The organism is Ruminiclostridium papyrosolvens C7 (assembly GCF_000421965.1).
GTDB lineage: Bacteria > Bacillota > Clostridia > Acetivibrionales > DSM-1351 > Ruminiclostridium > Ruminiclostridium papyrosolvens_A.
Map to the genome: position 1 here is coordinate 19,123 of NZ_ATAY01000033.1, position 22,519 is coordinate 41,641.

Annotated in this window: 22 protein-coding genes; 1 reads left to right on the plus strand and 21 read right to left on the minus strand. The window is 36.9% G+C overall.

The window, feature by feature from the left end:
* Nucleotides 1–99 precede the first annotated feature (99 nt).
* Nucleotides 100–1,932, minus strand: coding sequence for a bifunctional diguanylate cyclase/phosphohydrolase (locus L323_RS31500; RefSeq protein ID WP_020815646.1), 1,833 nt, complete (start codon nucleotides 1,930–1,932; stop codon nucleotides 100–102).
* A 348-nt stretch (nucleotides 1,933–2,280) separates the two neighbouring features.
* On the opposite strand from L323_RS31500, the gene L323_RS31505 reads away from it, so the two are divergent.
* Entirely contained in the window at nucleotides 2,281–2,481 is a 201-nt protein-coding gene (locus tag L323_RS31505) for a hypothetical protein (RefSeq protein WP_020815647.1), read from the plus strand.
* On the opposite strand, the gene L323_RS31510 is transcribed toward L323_RS31505, so the two are convergent.
* From L323_RS31510 to L323_RS31605, 20 genes are all read right to left on the minus strand, one after another.
* A complete protein-coding gene (locus L323_RS31510) occupies nucleotides 2,478–3,143 on the minus strand; it encodes a CYTH domain-containing protein (RefSeq protein ID WP_020815648.1) in 666 nt (221 codons plus the stop codon). The two genes, L323_RS31505 and L323_RS31510, sit on opposite strands and share 4 nt — an antisense overlap.
* Nucleotides 3,140–4,705, minus strand: coding sequence for a hypothetical protein (locus L323_RS31515; RefSeq protein WP_020815649.1), 1,566 nt, complete (start codon nucleotides 4,703–4,705; stop codon nucleotides 3,140–3,142). The genes L323_RS31510 and L323_RS31515 overlap by 4 nt, the downstream gene beginning before the upstream one ends.
* A 155-nt stretch (nucleotides 4,706–4,860) precedes the next feature.
* The gene (locus L323_RS31520; RefSeq protein WP_020815650.1) at nucleotides 4,861–6,411 is read right to left on the minus strand and encodes a hypothetical protein; all 1,551 of its coding nucleotides are present in this window, start codon (nucleotides 6,409–6,411) and stop codon (nucleotides 4,861–4,863) included.
* A 31-nt stretch (nucleotides 6,412–6,442) separates the two neighbouring features.
* Complete coding sequence (locus L323_RS31525) at nucleotides 6,443–6,691, minus strand: acyl carrier protein (RefSeq protein WP_020815651.1); 249 nt, start codon at nucleotides 6,689–6,691, stop codon at nucleotides 6,443–6,445.
* Nucleotides 6,692–6,717: 26 nt separating this feature from the next.
* Nucleotides 6,718–8,067 carry an ATP-grasp domain-containing protein gene (locus L323_RS31530; RefSeq protein WP_020815652.1) on the minus strand — a complete coding sequence of 450 codons (1,350 nt, stop codon included), beginning with the start codon at nucleotides 8,065–8,067 and terminating at the stop codon, nucleotides 6,718–6,720.
* A gap of 5 nt (nucleotides 8,068–8,072) precedes the next feature.
* On the minus strand, nucleotides 8,073–9,323 hold the full coding sequence (locus L323_RS31535; RefSeq protein WP_020815653.1) for a type III PLP-dependent enzyme: 1,251 nt from the start codon (nucleotides 9,321–9,323) through the stop codon (nucleotides 8,073–8,075).
* Between the two features lie 9 nt (nucleotides 9,324–9,332).
* Nucleotides 9,333–10,043: a thioesterase II family protein gene (locus tag L323_RS31540; RefSeq protein WP_020815654.1), complete on the minus strand. Its 711-nt coding sequence runs from the start codon at nucleotides 10,041–10,043 to the stop codon at nucleotides 9,333–9,335.
* Between the two features lies 1 nt (nucleotide 10,044).
* Complete coding sequence (locus tag L323_RS31545; protein ID WP_020815655.1) at nucleotides 10,045–11,166, minus strand: BtrH N-terminal domain-containing protein; 1,122 nt, start codon at nucleotides 11,164–11,166, stop codon at nucleotides 10,045–10,047.
* A complete protein-coding gene (locus tag L323_RS31550) occupies nucleotides 11,141–11,833 on the minus strand; it encodes a dTMP kinase (RefSeq protein WP_020815656.1) in 693 nt (230 codons plus the stop codon). Before L323_RS31550 ends, L323_RS31545 begins: the two co-directional genes overlap by 26 nt.
* Nucleotides 11,834–11,918: 85 nt before the next feature.
* Nucleotides 11,919–13,028, minus strand: coding sequence for a hypothetical protein (locus tag L323_RS31555; protein ID WP_020815657.1), 1,110 nt, complete (start codon nucleotides 13,026–13,028; stop codon nucleotides 11,919–11,921).
* A 43-nt stretch (nucleotides 13,029–13,071) separates the two neighbouring features.
* Nucleotides 13,072–14,229 (minus strand): nucleotidyltransferase domain-containing protein, encoded by a 1,158-nt coding sequence (locus tag L323_RS31560; protein ID WP_020815658.1) that lies wholly within the window; start codon nucleotides 14,227–14,229, stop codon nucleotides 13,072–13,074.
* A 15-nt stretch (nucleotides 14,230–14,244) separates the two neighbouring features.
* Nucleotides 14,245–15,759 (minus strand): class I adenylate-forming enzyme family protein, encoded by a 1,515-nt coding sequence (locus tag L323_RS31565; RefSeq protein WP_020815659.1) that lies wholly within the window; start codon nucleotides 15,757–15,759, stop codon nucleotides 14,245–14,247.
* 16 nt (nucleotides 15,760–15,775) lie between these two features.
* Nucleotides 15,776–16,915: a BtrH N-terminal domain-containing protein gene (locus L323_RS31570; protein WP_020815660.1), complete on the minus strand. Its 1,140-nt coding sequence runs from the start codon at nucleotides 16,913–16,915 to the stop codon at nucleotides 15,776–15,778.
* 25 nt (nucleotides 16,916–16,940) lie between these two features.
* A complete protein-coding gene (locus tag L323_RS31575) occupies nucleotides 16,941–17,192 on the minus strand; it encodes an acyl carrier protein (protein WP_014312346.1) in 252 nt (83 codons plus the stop codon).
* 25 nt (nucleotides 17,193–17,217) lie between these two features.
* On the minus strand, nucleotides 17,218–18,789 hold the full coding sequence (locus L323_RS31580; RefSeq protein ID WP_020815661.1) for a bifunctional metallophosphatase/5'-nucleotidase: 1,572 nt from the start codon (nucleotides 18,787–18,789) through the stop codon (nucleotides 17,218–17,220).
* 27 nt (nucleotides 18,790–18,816) lie between these two features.
* Nucleotides 18,817–19,653, minus strand: coding sequence for an ABC transporter permease (locus L323_RS31585; RefSeq protein ID WP_020815662.1), 837 nt, complete (start codon nucleotides 19,651–19,653; stop codon nucleotides 18,817–18,819).
* 3 nt (nucleotides 19,654–19,656) lie between these two features.
* Nucleotides 19,657–20,445, minus strand: a complete 789-nt coding sequence (locus tag L323_RS31590) for an ABC transporter permease (protein ID WP_020815663.1) — start codon at nucleotides 20,443–20,445, stop codon at nucleotides 19,657–19,659.
* Nucleotides 20,420–21,430 carry an ABC transporter ATP-binding protein gene (locus tag L323_RS31595; protein ID WP_020815664.1) on the minus strand — a complete coding sequence of 337 codons (1,011 nt, stop codon included), beginning with the start codon at nucleotides 21,428–21,430 and terminating at the stop codon, nucleotides 20,420–20,422. The genes L323_RS31590 and L323_RS31595 overlap by 26 nt, the downstream gene beginning before the upstream one ends.
* A 216-nt stretch (nucleotides 21,431–21,646) precedes the next feature.
* Nucleotides 21,647–22,189 carry a helix-turn-helix transcriptional regulator gene (locus L323_RS31600; RefSeq protein WP_020815665.1) on the minus strand — a complete coding sequence of 181 codons (543 nt, stop codon included), beginning with the start codon at nucleotides 22,187–22,189 and terminating at the stop codon, nucleotides 21,647–21,649.
* Nucleotides 22,186–22,446, minus strand: coding sequence for a hypothetical protein (locus tag L323_RS31605; RefSeq protein ID WP_020815666.1), 261 nt, complete (start codon nucleotides 22,444–22,446; stop codon nucleotides 22,186–22,188). The genes L323_RS31600 and L323_RS31605 overlap by 4 nt, the downstream gene beginning before the upstream one ends.
* Nucleotides 22,447–22,519: the final 73 nt, after the last annotated feature.

The window sequence follows — 22,519 nt, forward strand, 5'->3', positions numbered from 1 at the left end:
ATATAATCAAACCCAACTTTTGATTGGGTTTGACTTGTGACAATATATAATATGTTAACTTTATGAAGAATGTACATCAGGAAAAATTAATTTGAGAAGTTAAATATAATTTGCAATCTGTTTCATTAATTCAAACAGCTCCGGGTTAAATTTGTGCTTTTCACTCTCCATTATCCTGATTGCTTCATCCCTGCTAAATGCTGCGCGATAGCATCTGTTTTCATTTAATGCATCAAAAATATCCGCCAGTACTATAATCTGAGAATGGAGTGGAATATCTATCTTCTTAAAATATCCTGAACCGTCTACATATTCATGATGATAGAATATGTAATCCGCAACAAATTTAAGGTTTTCACGACTTTTAGCATACTGATAGCTGTAAAAGGCGTGCATTTTGATTTTTTCGTATTCCTCGTGCGTAAGCTTGCCGGGTTTATTGAGAATCTTGGGATTTACATACAGTTTTCCAATATCATGGTTCGCAGCTGCAAGCCTTACCTTTTCACATTCGTCTGCCGGAAGGCCGTAAGCCTCTGCAAGGGCAACACTAATGGCAGCAACTCTCTCACTGTGGAGCATAACTTCCCTGTAAGCATCCGTATTTGAGTATACTTCAAAGCTAATATAATCTAGTCCATTGCTTGCCAAAGCCATATTAATTTTATTCTCTATAAGCTCCTGAGGTATCTGGTTATCTGTTAAAACTACAAATGATAATGAAACAGAACCATAAATTCCGTCGTATTCTCTGAAACATGATGTAATACAATATTTTAGTATGTTGTATTCATCTATGGATAATAAATGTGGTGATTTAAAATTAACCCTGTAAATTTCTCCAATAACATTGAATCTGTTATATCTTGATAGATTCTTTGCAATGTTGAATGATACTGACTCAAATAGCTGAAGGTCTTCATCGGAGGTAACCACCACATTTTTGCCGATTCTCTTGGCTGTATATAATGCATCATCAGCACTTCTTATAAGCTCCATATAGTCTACGACCCCACAGGATTCACCTAAAATTGAGACCCCCAGACTCACGCTGAGACTGCTTTGCTCATATTTCAAGACATTAAACTCTCTGCGGATTGTTTCAGCTATTTCCACAATATTCTTGGAATCAATTCCCCTGATAAGTAAAAGAAATTCTTCTCCACCATAACGTATAGCATAAACAGGAAGATTCCTAATAACATTTTTAATGACACCCACCAACATCCTAATAACATTATCCCCTGCCAGATGTCCGTAACTGTCATTGATATTCTTAAAATTATCCAAGTCAAGTATTATCGCACCATTTATGTCAACCATCTTGTCTTCCCAGTTATCCAACAGCTGAGATAGATACAATCTGTTATAGAGGCCCGTCAATCCATCATGTTCCGCTGAATCCCTAAGCTTTGAAAACAGAATTGCATTTTCAAAATATATACATATCTGGCTTTTAATCAGCTGAAGTAAAACCTTTTTTTCTTCGTCAATCATGTCAGCCAATTCATGGTGAATAACAAGATACCCATATAAATCACGTTTTGAAATACTCAGTACACCAAGGGAACCGGAATTATATCCAAACAGTTCCTTCTCCTGAGCCTTCAAATCCTGTATATATAAATCGGTACTGGGAAGATATGAACTATCTATATTCATCTTTGTAATATCATCGGGAGTGAATATCTTGCAATCCAGACCAAGAACCCCTGCAATAACGTCTTTCAGATAGCTTACAAGATCCTGATAATGAAGGATGTTGCCCATATACTCATTAATATCTATTAGTACGGATACCGCTGCAAGTCTGTTTTCAAGATTTTTCACCTTTGAAGTAAGGTTTGCGTATTCTTGGTTTAATTTCATTAGGAGTTCAATACTTTGCTCTATTGAAGAAGCCACATTAAACTTAGCATTATCCTCGTACATATAAAAGCCTTTCCAAAACTTATATTATGTTTTTGTAAACAAATTTTTTCCACTATACTATATCGTCTTAATTTAGGGGTTTAATTATGAGGAATTGGTCTTATTTTAAAATAAATTATCATAATTAATAAAAAATAATCGTTTACAAATAATTACATATATGTTAACATTACTTCTAAGGATAAATATTATATCACACACAAACAAAAAGGAACTTGGAGTAAGGGGACTCCGGGTTCCTTTTTGCATATAATGGTTTTATCTTTGGTAACTAAATAGTATATTTTTTACATAATTTGAGAATAATCAAAATATATTATATAAAATAGTACCGGAGCGGTGAAAATCATGATACTTAAAATCCCCCCAAATGTAAATATGGCTGAAGGGAGCATAATTGCATTAACAAAAGATGACATTTTTATCGGTTATGCCGAAATAATAATGTCAACAAATGAAGCCCTTATGCTTAGTGTGGACAAAAAAGCCATAAAAACCTTCAACGAATTGTTCGGCGAACAAATCCCATTTACTATAGATCTTTTTTAAATGCAGGTCAAATTCACTGCCCTTTTATACTTTGATTCATAGTTGGGCTTAAGGAACTCATATCTCTTTTCCATTTCATCCGTTACTGTCTTTAGTCTGTCTCTATGAGCGTAATCTGATTTCAGCTCTAGTTCTATCTGGTATTCTTTTTTTGATACATTGTTTTTTAGGTTTACATAAGTAACACTGTCGAAAGCGGCTTCAACGGAGAATTCATCTTGCGAAAACAGTATTTTCTCACGTTTTTTTTCAACCCTGATAACTGTATGAAAATCCTTTGGTTGAAACCTTTCAGTAAGTTCAGTGCAATATATTATTAATAGTTCCCAATTATCTTCTATCTTTTCTGAATCAATCTCTTTTTCATATTCAAATCTTGCCAGTTGCCCGGCACTACCGCCGGTTTCATCAGGAATATCCTTTTTTATTGTTATGCGGTTTCTTTTTTTATCCTTTCTAATTCTAAGTATTATATTCTGCCTGTACAAGTCTCCACTGTCAGTATCAAAATAATCATCCGCACTGTCTTTTACTTTTATGTCCCCTGCCTTGAAATTTTTCATAAAGTCTGAAAACTCAGTCCGGACTTTATGGAAAAGAAGACTATCCTGTGCATCAATTACGTATTTCTTTTCAACTTCAATATTTTTTCCCTTTTTCATAAAAACACCTCGTCGGTAAGTGTCAATGCAAATATATGAACATTTCTTCTATTAGGTAAATGTATTTTCACTACACATCCCGGTTCTATACGGTATCTCTTTGCAAATAGTCTTGCATTAAAGTTGTGATACCTTGTCCTGCCATTTCTTCTTTCTGCTGCTGCCCCGGTCCAGTAAGCCTTTTCCCCATAAATGGGAGGCTGGAAGAAATCTGAAAAGTCAGCAGTTATTACCCTTTTTGACCCGTCTGAATACTCTATCGCTATCTTCTCATTATAGCTTCCATACTCAGAACAGGCAAGTATACTGATGTATTGTGCATTTATTTCTGGTATACAAATCACCTGAGCGTTACAACTTATGTTATCAGTCTGAGCAGGTAAATAGCTGTAATTAAAGCAGAAATCACCCTTTTTCCATTCCTCGTTTACCACTAAATCCCGGAATATATAATGTGTGCCTTCTCCCGTAATATCAGCTCTGGAATCATCCCTCAAGGTATCTTCAAATGCCTGATTGTTATAGTGTTCTGTCAAATCCACATAATAGTTTATCTGATTTTTCTTTCCTTCATTTACAAATAGAATCTTAATCAAATTAATAAGCTTTTCATCACTGTCTAGAACCTTACTGCATAAATCATCTTGTTTCTCTCTGGTGATTTTCGCGCCTGTAATACTGGCCCTATATAAAAAATTAAGTGCGTCTTGTCGAGTTTCTTCAATAATTTTTTCAGTATTTTTTGTCAAAGCCGTATCTAAATTTCTTTGTTTGCAATGGTCATACAAAAGGTGGAATATAGGCTTTATACAACCATAAAACCGGCGTCTTATAAGTTCTATGTCATACTTAAATTTTTCAATTTGTTCATTATACGAATTAATGATATTTATAAAGTCATTTTTATAGTCCGGAAACAAAGACAATGAAGTATTGATAACTTCATTTGTATCAATACTGATGTCCTCAATCTTATGCATAGAATATATACTGTTTGCAAATGTTTGGTTTTCCTTAATATACTGCTTATTTGATCCGTCAAATATATCTTTCAACATATCAAAGGTTACTTGTAGTGAAAAAAATATATCTGAATTTTCATAAGTACTAACGATATCTCTAACTAAAGATGCTTCTTTAATACTGAATGTCTTATTATTTTCTCCATACTCATTTACAATAATGGCATGGTCTAGAGTATATGCGCTATCTTTATAGTATTTGCTATAGAACAGCGAGTTGTATTTTACGACCAGAATAACAGGCCATCCTCCAAGAATCTCCTCGGCAATCCTGTTCATGGTTTCTTCCGGAGTGTTCCCGGAGCAATCTATCCGTTGCAGCTCCAAACCCATGCAACTCACTATCCTGTTTACATTACTCTCAAAACCTGATTCAAAAAAATTTTCAGTATTACTCAAAATAGCATATAAATAACAAAAATAAAAATAATTATTATAACTGAAGTACCCTGCAGCGGCAGCAATTGGTCCGTGTATACAGTCAATTTGCTGATAATCAAAACCCTTTTTGTAAAAATCAATATCCAGTGTCTTTCTCATTATACCTCCCTTTCCCCTTTGGCACCGAAGAAGGTATTCAACGTCACAAGGTTAACATTCTTAAATTAATTATATGAATATTTTTGAATTGTTTCAAGTTATTTACACTAAATATTTTGTTGGATTATACTACATCTTTATGTAATATATGCATTTCATAAAACTACCTCGTCGGTAAGCGTCAATGCAAATATATGAATATTTCTTCTTTTAGGTAAATGTATTTTTACTACACATCCGGGTTCTATACGGTATCTCTTTGCAAATAGCCTTGCGTTAAAGCTGTGATACCTTGTCCGGCCATTTCTTCTTTCTGCTGCTGCCCCGGTCCAGTAAGCCTTTTCCCCATAAATGGGAGGCTGAAAGAAATCCGAAAAATCAACAGTTATTACCCTTTTTGACCCGTCAGAATACTCTATTACTATCTTCTCATTATAGCTTCCAAACTCTGAACAACCAAGTATACTGAGGTATTGTGCATTTATTTCCGGTATACAAATAACCTGAGCGTTACAACTAATGTTATCGGGCTGAGCAGGTAAATAGCTGTAATTAAAGCAGAAATCACCCTTTTTCCATTCCTCGTTTACCACTAAATTCTGAAAAATATAATGTGTTCCTTCTCCTGTAATATCAGCTCTGGAATCATCCCTCAAGATATCTTCAAAAGCCTGATTATTATAGTGTTCTGTTATATCTATATAATAATTACTCAACTTTTTTTCGGGTTCGCAGACAACCAGAGTCTTCATAAGGTTCAGAAGTATTTCATCTCCTTCGGCAACCATTTTGCACAAATCATCTTTTCTCTCTTTACTTATTGTCTCACATCGGCGACTGGCCTTGCCAAGAGCATTTATTACTTTGCTTCGGATATTTTCAACCTTTTTTTTCGTTTCCTGCAACCGGGCAAGATCAAGACTTTTATTTATACACTGCTCGTAAAGTATATGGAAAATAGGTTCCAGACATCCGTGAAAGCGCAGCCTGTTAAATACAATATTGTTGTCAAAATCCTTAGTTCCATTATAATTTTCTATTAAACTTATCAATTCGTTTTTATCATCCATCATGGACAATGCAATACTAATGGCTTTGTTTGTATCAAGATTCACCTCTTCATTCTGATATATGCTGTAAATACTGTCCGCGCACGAGACTAATTCCCTTCGGAATTGGTTGTTTGAGTGCTCCCAAATTTCTTTTAGCATGTCAAAAGTAATATGAAGCGGAAAGAAAGCGCTTTTATAGGTATCCAGAATGTCTTTGTAAAGCTGATCTTTAATGCAAAATGTTTTGTTTGACTCATTAAACTCATTCACAAGTAATCCGTGATTAAGCTTGAAACCCATATTTTTGTAATACACATTGTAAAATAATGAATTATACTTTACAACCATAATAACAGGCCTGCCAAACAAAATTTCCTCGGCTGCCATGGATATTACATCCTCAGGGGTACATCCCCTGCAATCAATTTTTTTAAGCTTTAAACCCATTTTACATAGGATTTTGCTGGAATAGTCTGATGGATCATACTGTGAGTAATTTTCATAAGCTCCTGCAATACTATGTAAAAAGCAGTAATAAAAATAGTTGTCATGGTTAAAATAACCTGTCGCCGCGGCAATCGGAGATTGTATGCAGTCAACATTCTTATAATCAAACCCGTTTTTATACAGGTCAATATCTAGGGCCTTCCCCATTTTACTCCCACCTTCTTTGGTATGTATAATTCTAATTTCCAAGTTTCTGACTTACTACTTTTTCCAACTTGTTTAATGTATTCAGATTATCCAGTAAGAGTTCTTCATCATCAAAAACAATATGTAATTTATCTTCCAGATTAATAATAATTTCAATAAAATTAACTGAATCGACACCTACCCTGTTAAGGTTTTCATCTGCCGATATGCTGTTTACTTGTTCAGTTTCAATATTTAAAGCTGAAGCAATTACAGCTATGATTTGTTCTTTTATTTCCATAAACACATCTCCTTTAATAAATTATATTATTTTGAATAAGTTTCCATAATCTTCTCCAGCTCAGAATTAAGTATACTGACTTTCTCCCATGAACCAGATATTATTAATGCAAAAGCTCTTCCCACACTGCCGTCAGTACCATCATGAAGCTTGTATGGAAGAGTACCGGAGGTATATACAAATATCCCTTCCTTAGTATCGGGATTTATTAACAAACCCTCTTTACCCAGCCTGCTGCATATATCGGTATAGTTCACAGGTTTGTCAGGAGTCAGTCTGAAGTACCTTGACAGTATCTTTTTGTACTTCAGAATCTGATTTACAAATGAAATATAAGTTGATAATGTAAATCGACCGTTAATTTCAATAATAGGAATACATACATCTTGTTCTGTTATAATTGAGTCTATTCCGGCTACTCCGGTAAAACCTGTTTCATACAAATATCTTCCTATTTTTTGTCCATATTCCACATAGCTGTCCAGAACTCTTTGCTCCAGTTCAGGAGGCATTTTTGAGCCAATGTAAACTGTGTCTCTCAGTAACTGCTCTTTAATCGAAAAGACATCTACTTGTCCGTCAGGGGAAACGTATATCTGATAATTAATATCCCATTTCTTGTTATACCAGCCCTCCACAAGCCATTTACTGTCTGCCCTGCCTCTGGAGAATCGTGCTATCATCCTTAGGCTTGATTCTAACTTATCCTTGCTGTCTACTATGTATAAACCCTTGCCCGACGCACCCTTTGGCTCTTTTATAATCACTTTGCTAAAGAACGGCTTATTATTTGTCAGTCTTTCATATTCTTCCCGGATTTCGTCGGCAGAACTGCACACCCTGCCTTGGCATACGGTTAAACCAAGCTTTTCAGATATTTCTCTGTTAAATATCTTGTCATTGATTTTTGCATTAATATGAGAGGGTGCACCCATTATCTTCATGCCTGTCTTTTCGGCAATTTCTTCTTCAAGGTGAGTGACCCCATACGGAACGAAATACAAATCATTGTTTTTTTCCGCTGCCTCTTTTAATTTATTCAGTAAGTCTTCATCTTCTAGTACCAACTCTGATATGGGAGTTAATAAATCAGCATTTTCAGGCGATAGGATGGTTGGGATAGAAAAACCCATTTTTCTTAAATTTTCTAGATAATCATCATCAGGCATTTCACGAAGAATAATAATATCCTGTTCTCTGCATATGAGAAGATTCATTTCTTCCATACGGTTTACGGCAATGTCCTCCTGCCTGTTAACAACCCCTGTACTCAAGTTACTCCAGTATTTTTCCGCACCTATATTGCATAGCCATACTATGATTCCTTTGCTTCTATCTGTGGTAAGAAGGCTTATTAAATTAAAACCGTTTTCCATACCTTTTAAAGAAGATTTTTATCCATAGGCTTTTGTCTTAGCATAAAATCTTCTTTTTCCCACCTTTCTCTGAGAATATATGTTTTACCTTCATAATACTGAACCTCAGCCGGCAGCGGATGACTCAGGAAAAGCCCCGGGCTCTGTGTTATTCCATAAGCTCCTGACTTCTCAATTGCTACTATGTCTCCTGCAACAGTTTCGGGCAGCATAACATTCTGACCTATAACATCTGTTGGAGTGCATAGAGGCCCTACTACATTTACCTGTTCTTCATTGCCTGACTTATTTAGGATATGCATCGGAAAATTGTTTCTGATGTGCCGTCCAAGGAAGGCAGAGGACGCATGCTGGTTTGAACCACCGTCACAGACCAGATATTTTCTCCCCTTACATTCTTTTTTGTAAAGAATTTTTGTAAGATATGTTCCCGATTCAGCCATAAGAAATCTTCCACTTTCTACAAAAACCTGTGTATCAGAAAGGCTATCCTTGTATTTATCCCATATTTCACTAAATTCATTACGGAATATGTCCATATCCAGAGTACTGTCATCCTTGAAATAAGGAACACCAAAGCCCCCGCCAAGGTTCAGAAACTTAAGATTAAAACAGTACATTTCAGAGGTATCTAATGCGAGCTTTATAATTTGCTCCATACTCTGAACAATACTATGGGCATTTAGCGCCTGCGTCCCTGTATATATATGTATCCCAGTTATTTTAAGGTTTGTCAGTGTTTTTAATTCCTTAAATTCACTTCCCATATGAATCTGATCTATCCCGAATTGAGATGCAACCCCTGACATTTTAATTCCGGAGCCTGCAATGTCAAAGTCAGGATTTATTCTTACAGAGATGTCTACTACCCTGCCTTTTTCAGCTGCTATTTCATTAATTACTTCTGCTTCTTCCAGACTTTCTATATTTATGTTATAAATGCCTGTCTCCACAGCATATTTCAATTCTTCATATGTTTTTCCGGGACTGGTAAATATGATTTTATCAGGTGAAAAGCCTGATGAAAGTGCAGTGTGCAATTCTCCGGAGGATGCCGTTTCAATACAGCTGCCAAGCTTCTTGAACAACTGACATATCCCCATAAGAGGGTTTGCCTTCATAGAATAAAATATCCCAAATTCTTTGGGCAGACTGTTCTTGAGCAGTTTATACTGGGATATGATTTTCTCAGTATCATAAGCGTAAACAGGTGTTCCATATCCGGTTGCGATATCATTGAGTATTTTGTCGTTCATATGTCCCTCCTATTCTGTGTCCACCAAAGTATTATTTATAATTTCCACTAATGCTTTGGCATTATTGTGAATGTAAAAATGCCCCCCATGAAAGGTGTAAAAGGTACAGCTTTTTTCAGTATACTGTTCCCAGTATTTCATATCTTCAACGGCTGCCAGTTCGTCATTTGTACCTGAAAGCACAGAAATATCAATATCAAATTTCTGTATTTGGGGATTATGGCCGTATGTCTCCAGAATTGTGTAGTCTGCACGAAGAGTACTAACAGCATTTTCCACCAATCGTGTATACTTTAAAAGCTTTTCAGGTATTCCTCCCAGACTCACTGCTTCCTGTATCAACTCATCATCGGTTAATAAATGCATATTCTTTCCCTGCTTTTCAATGCAGGGAGGGTATCTTCCCGAAAAGAATACATGTATTGGTAATTTCAAACCCTTTTCATAGAGTCTGCATATCAATTCATAGGTTATTATACTGCCCATACTGTGACCGAAAACAGCATAGTCTGTGCCATTTGTTTCATCTTCCACAAGACTTGCTATATCCTCCACAGCCTCCCCCATACTTTTATAAAATGGGTCTTTAGCTCTTTTTGACCTCCCCGGGAGTTCAATGGGGCAAAGCTTTATGGAGCTGTTTAAATAAGTTCTCCATTTTGCATATACATCTGCAGAACCTCCTGCGTACGGTAAACAAAACAGTTTAATTTCTTCCATTTTATGCCTCCTGTTTAAAGCTTAATTCAAGAAGCTTATCAACTGCACGGCTTTCGATTTCTCTTATGAGTTCCAGTTGCCTACATATATTGGTCATAATATCCTTGTTTTTTGTTAGGGCTAAACGAAGAGACAAATTGGATACGATTTCCCATTTTGTTGAAGAATCCTTAAGACAGTCGCAGATTTCCTCTGTATCGTAAACCATTTCTGATATTTCCCTAAGAAATACCGTAAACCTTGTCCTGCCCCTTGACATGAGCTTAAAGGCCGTATTGTAATACCTTAAAAGAGAAAATAATTCATCATCGGGCATAGTGTCTCTTTTAAATATCAAATCCCTTGTGAATATCTCCAGTGCCGGCAATCCGCATTTACATCCCAGAATATCCTTTTTGCCCTTCATCCGGCTCAAGCTCTCAGCTATAATATTTCTACAGCTGTCATAACCCGGTTTGAAACATTCTTTTTTTCTCACTTCCATCCACATATTTCTTATGGGCTTGGTATATGAACCCTGATCGTTATCGGAATTTCTTGCACATATTAAATCTTCTATAGAAATCCTTCCGTCAAAATCGCTTTTGGAAAGACCGTACTTGTCGAAAATTTCAACATATCCCTCTTCCTTGTTATATCCCGTTACAACAACGGCGTGTGCCCCATGAGTTTTATGGTAAGCACTGTGATAACTCATATGGTACATGTCTACAACTGTTATCACAGGGATTCCCATGTCTATCAGTTCAATAAGCCTCTCATGAGCTATATGGGGGTTGTCTTCAACATATAATGAAATTTTTATTTTGTTGTCTGACAATTCTTGTACATCACTATTGTCACGTCTGCTATAATGCGTAACTGTCGGAAAGTAGACGTATTCAAGTGAAGTGTTCAGCTGTTCCTCGGAAAACTCGAAAGAGCGTGAGGGTTTATGTAAATAATTCAAACCTATATACCCTGTATCCTGCCCATACATAAAAGACATATAATCCGCCAAAATCAACTCCGGTTTCAACCCAAAGTATGCTACAAGTGCTCCGTAGGCATTCTGAAAACAGTCATTTACATAAGGGACAAAGTATCGCGGTACTCCGTCAATTGAGCGGCTTAAAGTATTCATATATCTCCCTTCTGCCTGAAATATAATCATTCACGCATTTTACCACAGTATCTGTATCTTCATTGACTGTAATAATGTTAGTTTCATTTTGGATTGTTTTGCTGTTGAACAAAAACAAATATTCACTCCTTAGCTTAGTCAGGTAATAAAGTTCCTTGTTTTTCAAAAGCTTGCTTCCCCTGATAAGCTTATTTGTGTGAAATAGGTCTTTTCCTCTTTTTTTAATTCTTCTATCGCACACTTCAGGTCTTACATCCAAAAAGAATACCAGGGCCGGTTTTATAACAAGCCTGTGCAAGAACCTTCCGATTGCCCCCCCCGCTCTGTTTACACTATCTCGGGTCAAACCTGTATATATGTATCTGTCTGCAATTAAAACATAATTTTTCTTTAAAAGCGGAACGACTTTAAAAAGGTAATCTATCAGAAAACTAACCCATTGAAAAAAGCTGTAAATCCCGGGTGTCAGTAATTTTCCAGAGTCGATTGCTTTGATTATATTTCTTATTACCTTATTTGAATTCCATTCCAACACACTGGTTTTATATCCATTATCGGTCAGGTACTTTCTGAGAACCCTTACACTCTCGCTCTTCCCACAGCCGCTTATTCCCTCGAATACTATCAACATACCGTTCACGCTTGATGTATTTTTTTCTTGTTGCATAAGCCTTCACATCCATAAATTTATTTATGTAAACTTAATAATATTGCTTTAAGTGAAGAACCTCATGTAACGCATTTCTGCCATTCTACAAGCTATTTTTAAACTTATAGCTCTCTGTGTAGTCAAGAGCAGCTTTTCTGCCTTTTACAAGGTTTTCGTGGAGCTCTCGCAATATTGCCATAGAGAAATCCGTCTCTTTCCAAGCATTGTAAGTAATTCCGTAGCCAAGTTGTTCCCACAGCCGGGTGTTCTTTTTTTCATGTTCGCCAAAGGGTTCCAGCATTATCATAGGTGTTGCAGAAGATATTGAATCCATAAGGGTTCCGGCGCCCGGCTTTCCAATGATCGCCTTTGTATTCTTTGTAATATCAAAAAGCTCATGATATTCTTCTTTATTTTTAAATACTGGTTCTTCATCAGGTATTATCTGGGCTAAGGGCGGAAACTCATAAATGCCTTTTTCATTTTTATTCCAGGCTCTCCATGAAGGATCAACCATAAAGCATCTGTCTACTTCCTTTTTTCTTGAAACTTCCTGAATTTCATACAGTACAATATCCAACTGAAAACCTTTCTCCTGTAGCTCGGGGATTTTCCCCTGATAGGTTCCCATTCCCCAGCCCCCTCCATGAATAATAAATCTCTCTGGCCTTTCAATGAATGGGATTGGTTCTTCATTTGCAATTGGAATCTGGAACTGGATTTGACTGTTTTCAAAATCGTACAGGCAAACTTCTTTATAATTAAGACCGTAGTCAGGCTTGTACTGCTGAAGGCTTTTCCATGATGGTGGCAGGTCGCAGTCCACATACAGTATTTCTGCATTAACAGCTTCAGGAGCTATCCTTGCTCTGTATTCGTCGATTACATGAAGCCAGTGCCCCGACAGTACTATGAAATCCCTTCTTTTTTCCTCCGCCCAGCTTTTCAGCAGCTCATCTGCGAGTTCATTGTCAATACTCTGGCGAATATCCATAGGCATTCTAGCAGACATTAAAGCGACGGCAAAGTTACTGTGATATGCCTTCCGACTCTTTTGTATGCCATCCCTCTTATCTTTTGAAATAAGGTTCTCGAATACTTCAATTTCAGTAGAAACTCCCTTTTCCCGTAATCTGAGGTCTATAAGAAGTCCCGGGATATACAGCCCAAGTCCGAAACCTGAGCAGAGTATTGTCACTGTTCTTTTTTCCATAGGATTCAACTCCTTGGCATATAGTTGTAGTGCCTTTAATTATTTATGACTGGCCTTCGCCGAATTTTGCATCAAGGAACCTGTTCATACCCGTAGCTTTGCTCTGGTCAATATTCAGAATTCTGTTAACGTCAAAAAGCCTTGTAAAGAAATCATAGGGCCACTTTGACGGTTCTTTATTTTCAATGGCGTACTCATCCAGATAAGAAAGATCCTCTGGTTTGAAGCTGTCCTTTACAAACTGAGGTACTATTTCTCCAAACATTAGCTCTATATAGTAGAAGTTATAGTAAACAATTTTCTCCAATTTGTACTCTTTAACTCTTTCAACAAGGAGATTCCAGTCAATCTTGTCAAAGAATTTGCGTATGTACATAAATAAATCTGCAAACTTGTAAATCTTCAGGTCTTTGAGGCTGGCTATCCATATCATAAGACATGCTTCTTTGTACAGATGGCAGCTAAGTTGGATAATATTATCTATGTAGTCCAACATATAACCCTTTGTATTATTTATTTCAACTGGTACTGCTCTTTGTATAAGGTCTTTTGTCATTACCTTGTAAGGGCAGTTGCCTTTCCAGAGAATGTCGTGGTTTACGTCAACTTCAACAAGCTTTGCGAACTTGTTATCGCTGAGTTTCAGGAACTGGTGTATTTCATGTGTTGCCATCTGGTGCAGAACTTTTTGTTTTCTTGGTACTTCTACTATTACATCCTTCTCCTCATCGTAATTGCCCTGTATATAGCCAAGATCTTCAAGAGCCTTTACTACAGTGCCTACGTCATCCAGATTCATAAGCATATCCAAGTCATTGAATATTCTTGATTCTATTGAAGGATACACTATACTCGCAAGGAGGTTTCCTTTTAGAACAGGAACTACAAGATTATACTTTTCAAATTCTTTAAGTATTTCCGAAAGCTTTTCCAGATAGCAGTTGTTTCTTTCTCCAAACACTGCCCACTGAGTATCCATAAGTCTTTGAAGTTCTTTTTCCATTGAATCATAAAGATTAAACTTCTTGAGGTTGTACCGGAACATAGGCAAGGTTCTATGTGTAATCATCTGGTATATTGCTTCGGACCAGTCAACACCGCCATCCAGCATTTTCTTCAGCTCATCACCCTGTGAATCATTCATTTCCACCGCAGTAAGTAATACAAGCTGTCTTTCCTTTGATATTTCTTCTCTTTTCATTCACATTTCCCCCTGTCATTTTTTCAAGCTTTGGTATAATTCTTTAACATCCTTTTTGCTTATTTTCCCTATTGCATTTCTCGGTATTTCCGATATTATGTATATTTCCTTTGGTACCTTCCTATCTTCAAGCTGTATGTTGCACCATTTGTATATATCCTTTACTTCTGCCTGACAGCCTTCTTTCAAAACTACCATGGCAACAATTTTCTGTCCCAGTTTCTCGTCATCAACACCTATTACAGCGCTTTCCTTGACTACCGGATTTTTAAGCATAACTTCTTCTATATCTATTGGGTATGCTCTGCTTCCGCCCTGCATAATCATGTCATCGTTCCTGCTGAGTACAAAGAAACGTCCTTTTTCGTCCTTATAGCCCAGGTCTCTTACACGGAAACCTTTTTCCCCAAGAACTTCTCTTGTAAGCTCAGGTGAATTATAGTAGCCGTCCATCATGTAATCACTGGTTATGTATAGTTCCCCTATTTCACCTACTGGGGCTTCACTTCCGTCTTCCCTGTAGATTTTTACGCCACAGCCTCTCATAGGCTTTCCGATTACACACGGCAGAGTTGTTACGTCTTCGTGTTCACCGAAGGTTACTCTTGCTGATGCCTCAGATGTGCCATAGGCATTGAAAACTCTTGCCCCCGGGAATGCTTCTGCTGCGCGGCGGTATATTGTCATTGGATTTACCATTCCACCGATGAGAACTCTTTTAACTGAGCTGATATCGTAATTTTTCAATTGAGAATACTCTAGAATTTGTAAAAGCATTGTTCTCACTATGTAAAAATTAGTTGCCTTATACTCCTGAACTGCCTTCAAAAATATTGCAGGATGGAACACATTGTTCAGAAGGATAATTCCTCCTCCACGGCTTATTGCCATGAGCACGTCCCCTGATATTGGACTTGCCTGAGCAAGGGACCTTGGTAGGATAGTCCGTTCATCACTGGTGAAACCCAGATGTTCTGCAACCGCTAATGCATTTCCAACAATTGCATGATTTGAGAGTACTATTCCCTTTGGTCTTGAAGTAGAGCCTGATGTAAAGCATATACCGAAAGTATCTTCTTTTACATCTGTAAGCTCACGTTTATCTTTTTTGAACTCATGTTTTTCAAATGTACCGTTTTCCTGTAAAACAAGTACTATCCTTATGTTCATTTTTTCAATGCCTTCAAGAATAGAGGTATACCCCTTTGAATCTGTTATCAGAAGTTCAACATCCGTGTAGTTTATAAGGTCTGTAAGGGTATCTCCCTTAAATTGATACGAAAGTGATACAAAAACCTTCTTCTGCCGGTTTAACCCCAACATGCTTGTAATGAATTCAGTACAATTCGGCAGGTAGATTCCGCCGATTCTGAAATCCCAGCCTTCTATCAGATTGCAAAAATCCAGAACCTTTTCGTATATCTGGCCATAAGTAAATTTATTGTCATTATATATAAGTAATATATTATCTTTGTACTTCTCACAGCTCTCGTTAAAAAGATTCCATGGTGAGTATTCAATTTCTTTCACTTAAGTCGCTTCCCTTCTATTTAATTAGGCTCCTGCCTTGCAGATAGCCTTCCAGCCTTTCCACAATACTGCTCTCCAATTCACGGATAATATCAAGTTGATTTACCAAATCGTCAATCATATCCAGCGACTTCCTTATGCCAAGCTTCAAAGCAATACTGGAACAGATATCCCAGTGTTTTGAAGCTTCCTCCAATGAAACACACAGCCCCGGTACAGTTTGTTGCGGTAGCAGAGAACTGATTTCTTTAATAAATACGCTAAAACGTTTCCTGCTTCTTGAAATATTTTTCAGGGTACCATTCAGATACACCCTGTACCAGTACACTTTTTCGTCATCAAGCTTTTCATTTTTCTTTTCCAATAAACTTTTTGAAAATAGATCAATTGCATCCAAGCCGCACTTATGTCCGAGAACTTCTTTTTGGCCTTTCATTCTTTGGCAGCTTTCGCTTATAACATTCAGCAATTTTTCTTCTGTAACTTTAAAATCCTTATCTGAGCTTATTTCCATCCATAGATTACGAACCGGTCTTTTTTGTGTCGCATTTACTCCCGGCAAGGGATTATCCGACATTCTTCCCAAGTTAACCTCATCTATAGGCAGTATCCCGTCAAAGTCGCTGCTTGAAAGCTTATACTTATCAAACAGGTGAAAAAATCCTTCTTCTTCGTTATAACCAGTAAATACCACACAGTGCAAACCATGTTCCTTTCCGTATGCCCTGTGATACTTCATGTAAAACAAATCAACAGCCGCAACTACGGGTATTCCGTTACCCAGCAGCTCCTTCAATCTTTGGTATGCCACATCAGGCTTGTCCTCTATAAACATGTTGATGTGGACCCTGTCTCTGTATCTTATATCAACTTCTTTTACTCCCGCCTGACTGTATAAAGTTGTTGGCGGCAGGTATACAAATTCAAGGGATGTATTCAGTTCATCTTCTGTAAACTCAACCGTTGTATTTGGCCTGTAAAAATAGTTGACTCCAACATATCCGTTTTCACAGTCATACATAAACGAAAGGTAATCAGCAAGAATAATGTTGGGATTCATTCCCATATGCAAAAGTACAGCAGAATAAGCATTATGGAAACAATCATTTACATACGGCTCAAAGTATCTGGGTACATTGCCCATTTGTTTTATCATAGTCACCTGTCCTATCACTGTGTATTCAGGAATTCAATATATTGTCAACATAATCAGTTATGGAATTCACTGTTGAAAAGGTTTCATAGGTTAGTGAGCTGCTATCAAAGGTTATTCCGAAAATATCCTCAATTTCAACCAGCAGCTCCACAAGAACTATTGAGTCAACTCCATAGTTGTCTCTTAAATCACTGTCTGCCACCACATTCTCATTATTAAATTGTGCAACTCTGCTTACAACCTCACAAACCTTACTTTCTATTTCCTGTCTCTGCATAAGTTTTACACTCCTTTAAAATATTTTACTTGTACCTCTCATTTACTACCTTTATTCTGCCTTCAACCTTCGCTGAAACATCACCCTTTTCTTTTATGTATTTAGCAAGAACATCTTTAAGAAGCTCGCCCTTGTTTAGCAGCTTTCCTTCCTTCAATTCATCGTATCCGTCTCCGCCGTTATACAGATAGTCATTCGTAGCAACTTTGTAATACTTTTCTCTGTCCAGCGGTTTACCGTTCAGTGTAATACTTACCAGCCTTTTACCGGCAGGTTTTGATGCGTCAAACGTATACTTTATACCTGAAACCTGCAGGAAGCCTCCATTGGAACCTCCGTCAGGATACAGCCTTATACCTCTTTCAACTGCTGTGTATATGTTTTCTCCCTTTACCTCTATTGTGACAAGTGAATTGACAAATGGCAGAGATTTTCCAATTGAGTACAGGTTGATATTCCCTGCTGGAATACTTTCTCGTATTCCTCCTCCGTTCATAAGGGTTAATTCCGCGCCCGCTGTTTCACGCATCGCATCGCAAAGCAAATTGGCTAAAGTTGTTTCTTTGCTTCTCACGTTATTTCTGAAACCGTCAAGCTTTTCCTTGGTTTTTCCTACAACTTCCTTGGAAGCTTCTAGGGCTATTGCATGATATTTTTCTGCCACCTTGTTTACAGCCGGGTCAGCTTTTTCCTTGTCTTTGGTTCTTTTAACGCTCCATACTACCTTTGCCAGCTTTCCGTCTTTAAAGTACATATCTGCCAGCCCTACGTGGGTACTATATCCTCCGGCTTCAACCAGATATGTATTGTTGACCTTTTCAGCCTTTTCATATAAAAAGTGGTGGTGTCCGCACAGAATTAAGTCTATGCCGTCTACTTGCTTTACTACTTTTCTGTCTATGTCATCCCCAAGATGTGATATAAGTACTATTGCATCCACTTTATCCTTGAGTGTTGTTACCATTTTCTTTGCTATTTTTACAGGGTCTTCAAGGGTTACACCTTCAGTATCCCGTGAATTTGTATTTATAAGGGCATTCTGCTCTGTCATACCGAACAAGCCAATTCTTTTGCCCCCTATTTCTACAATTTTGTACTCTTGAAATGCCGGCTTTCCATCTTTATAAATATTAGCTGAAAGAATTGGAAATTTTAGTTCGTCTATAATTTGAACCAGCCTGTCATAACCAAAGTTAAAATCATGGTTACCGGGTGTCATTGCATCGAAGCCCATTAAATTAGCTACTTCAACAACTCCTTCACCCTTATTTATGTTTGCTTCGTTGGTTCCATGAAACAGATCTCCTGAATCAAGAACCAATGTATTCTTATTTTTTTCCTTTATACCGTCTATGATATGTTTCATTAACGGCATACCCATCATTACACTTACGTCATCCAGAGAGTAATATCCCCCTGCTTCCTCGTCGAAGATAATATGCCCGTGTATGTCGGCAGTACTTACAACGCTTACTTTGTCATCGTAATAGCCTACGCTTTTAAGTAAATCATTAAAGTTAACATATTTGACCGTTAGAAATGCTGCTATTCCGAATACAAGTACTCCTATAACAATCAGATTTTTATAGCTTTTCAAAACAATAATCCTCCTTTAGTCTAGTCATTACATTGCTGTACCTGTACTGGAATAACGGCTTACACCTTTTTTCCAAAATGCATATACAAGCAAAAACATTATTACGGCAACCACCGGCGTCATATAGAGAAAGCCGTTCCAATATGAAGACATATCACTTTTTCTTAAGAAATATTGTGCAGGAAAAAAATTTACGAAAGCGAAAGGAACAACAAACATGAGCAGCTTTTGTATGATACCCGGATAAAAGCTCAAAGGATAGCCGGAAATTCTTCTGGCATTAAAAAATATCATATTCCTCAGATTGTCAACCTTATATGTCCAGAAGCTGAAGCAGGCAGAAAACAAAAATATTGAGGCCTGTATAACTGCCCCTGTCAATAAAACCACTATGTAATAAAAAATATTTTTTGCATTCCAGACTATTCCTACTGAAAATGCAGTGTTTGCAAATAGGATTATTCCAACTATTCCGTGACCGAGAGCTGCGCTCAAATCTATCCTTGAAGCAACTATCTGATACATAAGCCCAAGAGGCCTGGTCAGGAACCTGTCAAATTCCCCTGAATAAATCATATTGTCAAAATCTCTCATACCGGCAAAAAATAACACAAATACGCTATAGGATAAAAACAGAAAGCTGTACAGGAAGAACATCTGGTTATACTCCCAGCCCTTTATCCGTACAAATCTTGTAAGTATGAGAAACATGACTACAACGGATATCATTTCTCTGCAAAAAATCGCTATTGTGATAAAGACTCTATCAAATTTATATTCCAGAATTGACTTTATACTGAGTTTTGCATACTTCATTAACAAAACAAATATTTCAATCGGACTGTATAATGGTTTCTTTTTCATTGACTATCCCCCCTGAACAACCAATTTTTTTAATGCTGATCTCCATAAGAGCCTGCCAACTATAAACAGACCAAGAACCCATATGAGCTGTTTTAAAAGTGCAAAAGCAATTTCCTCCATTGGCATTTGCCCCAGATAAATAGTTATGGGTACATAATATATTGAAGCAAAGGGAGTAAGATTTATAAAATCTACCATTGCCTGAGGCATAAACCACAGAGGAAGCAGCGCCCCTGACAATATCATTACAGCTGCGTCCTTGATTGTTACAAGGCTGAATGTCCAATAAAACCAGAATGAGCTTATCCATACTATGAAATTCAAGCAGTACAATACAAGATAACCCAATATCATACTGACCAGAAAAAGTGCGAACATTGTTAATGAAAAAGGCGGAAGCATTTTGAAAAGAATTATGGATATGATTAGTGCAGGTGTGAGCTGCAGGACAACCCTAAAAATCAAGATACCTACATTATATGAAAAAATATAGCCGCTGAAATTAATAGGTTTGAGTAAATCCAACCCTATAGAACCCGAACGTACCTTGTTTTCAATGCGGTACTCATCCATAGCATAAATACACTGCATGAGGAAGGCAAGAACCACATAGGTTATCAGCATTTTGAACTGCACACCGTCTACAGCCTGTTCATCCTCATATATTGCCTTCCAGACACATATATTGACAAATATCATGATTATGGCATTAATAATACCAGCTACACAATCCGCCCTGTATGCAATATTATTCTGGAATGCTTTTTTAGCGAACTCCACATAGGCTCTCATCGAACTTGATCCCCCCCTGATAGATTTCTCTGATTATTCCTTCAATTTCAGGTTCTTGAACTGTCAGGTCCACAATAGAGTATTTTTGAGTTAATTCATTTATAAGACTGGATATTTGGATTTCATCCTTTCGGAATTTAAATCTCTTTTTGCTTCCCTTCTCTTCAATTACCTGTATTCCGGGTATATCTATTTTTTCAACATTCTCAGAAAAATCTACCTGTAGGGTTCTGTTTGTGCCGTACTTTTCTTTTATTTCTTCTACCGTGCCATCATATATTGTCACACCCTGGTCAATGATTATCATTCTCTGGCAGGTCTTTTCGATATCCTGCATGTCATGAGTAGTAAAGAGCATCGTTGTACCTTTTTCTTTGTTTATGTACCTGATAAACTCTCGTACCTTTTCTTTGGCAATAACGTCAAGTCCTATGGTGGGTTCATCAAAAAATATGATTTCAGGGTCATGCAGCAATGCAGCTGCAATATCCGCCCTCATCCTTTGCCCAAGACTAAGCTGTCTTACCGGTTGACTTATGAATGAATTGATTTCTAATAATTCATTAAATAATTCCATATTTTTTTTGTATCTGGGTTCAGGTATTTTGTAAATATATTTCAAGAGTTCAAAGGTATCAATTACAGGCAAATCCCACCATAGTTGGGTCCTTTGACCAAACACAACTCCGAGGCGCATAGCATTTCTTTTTCTTTCCTTATAGGGACATAGACCGTCAATTGTTATGGAGCCTGAAGTGGGTACCAGTATTCCCGTTAACATTTTTACCGTGGTAGATTTACCTGCACCGTTGGGGCCTATGAAACCTACCATTTCTCCTTTGTTAATGGAAAAACTGATATCATTAACAGCACGCTTCATTTTGTACTCAGGAACAAGCAGACTTTGAAGTGAACCTAATAACCCTTTTTTCCTTACATTGAGCTTGTAATCCTTTACCAGATTGTTTACTTCAATAAATGGCATTTTTGGCATCCTTCTCTCGTTTTTTACTATAAAATGCAAAAAGAAACAAATTAGAACCGTACTAGCAATTAAACTAAAATCAGAATATTATTCAATATGATGTATTAATTGTCATTTTATATAATATTTTCTGAATTTACTATTGTGTCTTAGTGTAGTAAAATATAAAAAAAGGGACAAACTACCTTAAAAGGTAGTCAATCCCTCACACTTTTTTTAACAATCAATCTGGTCTATAGACATAATATTAAGCTTTAAACATTTAATTACGGCTTGTGCCGAACATTCTACTTCAAGCTTTTTAAAAATGCTTTTTTTGTGGTACTTAACAGTATTTATGGTTATGCCTTCTTCAAGTGCTATAGTTTTATCAGGTACACCCATGGCGATTAGCTTAAGAATCGCCAACTGCTTCTTGTTTAACAAACAATCCTTCTTGTCTGGCAGGTTTGAACTTATTTTACTTGATTTCAACTCATTGATAATTTTGTAGGCTGTAAGGTTAGCGATAACGCCAAGTTCAACCTTAATAGGCTCATTTAGACTGCATATAGCCAAATAGCCTATATCGCTTTTTTTGATTTCCAGCGGTACTGAATAAAAATAAAATTCTCTGAGAAGGTCACAATAATGGTGCAGCGGTGTGGTATAAACAGGTTTTTTCATTTTTATGGACAAGGCTATTGCGTTGGTACCTATTGACCTTTCGGCAAAAGACATTCCAATTTTTAACCCTATTTTTTCAATTTTCTTGTTCAATTCTCTGCAACACTTTTTTTTAAAAGGACTCCTTCAGTACTGGTTAATAAAAAAACTAAATTCTTGTTTACCGTAAGGTTTTCCAACTCCCTCCATATTTCATCAAATAATGATATTAACGGCTTGCCTTCGTTTAATGCAGTTTGTAAAGCATCTTCACCAATATACGTACTCGCAGCAGCAGCTGAATTAATCAAACCAGAATTAATACATCTCCTCCAAGATGTTAGTATTTCTTCTACTGGTTGTAATCTCATACATATATCCCCCCTGTATTCAGTTTTTAAATCGTCGGCAAAATACTTATAATGTAATATACTTATATTACCA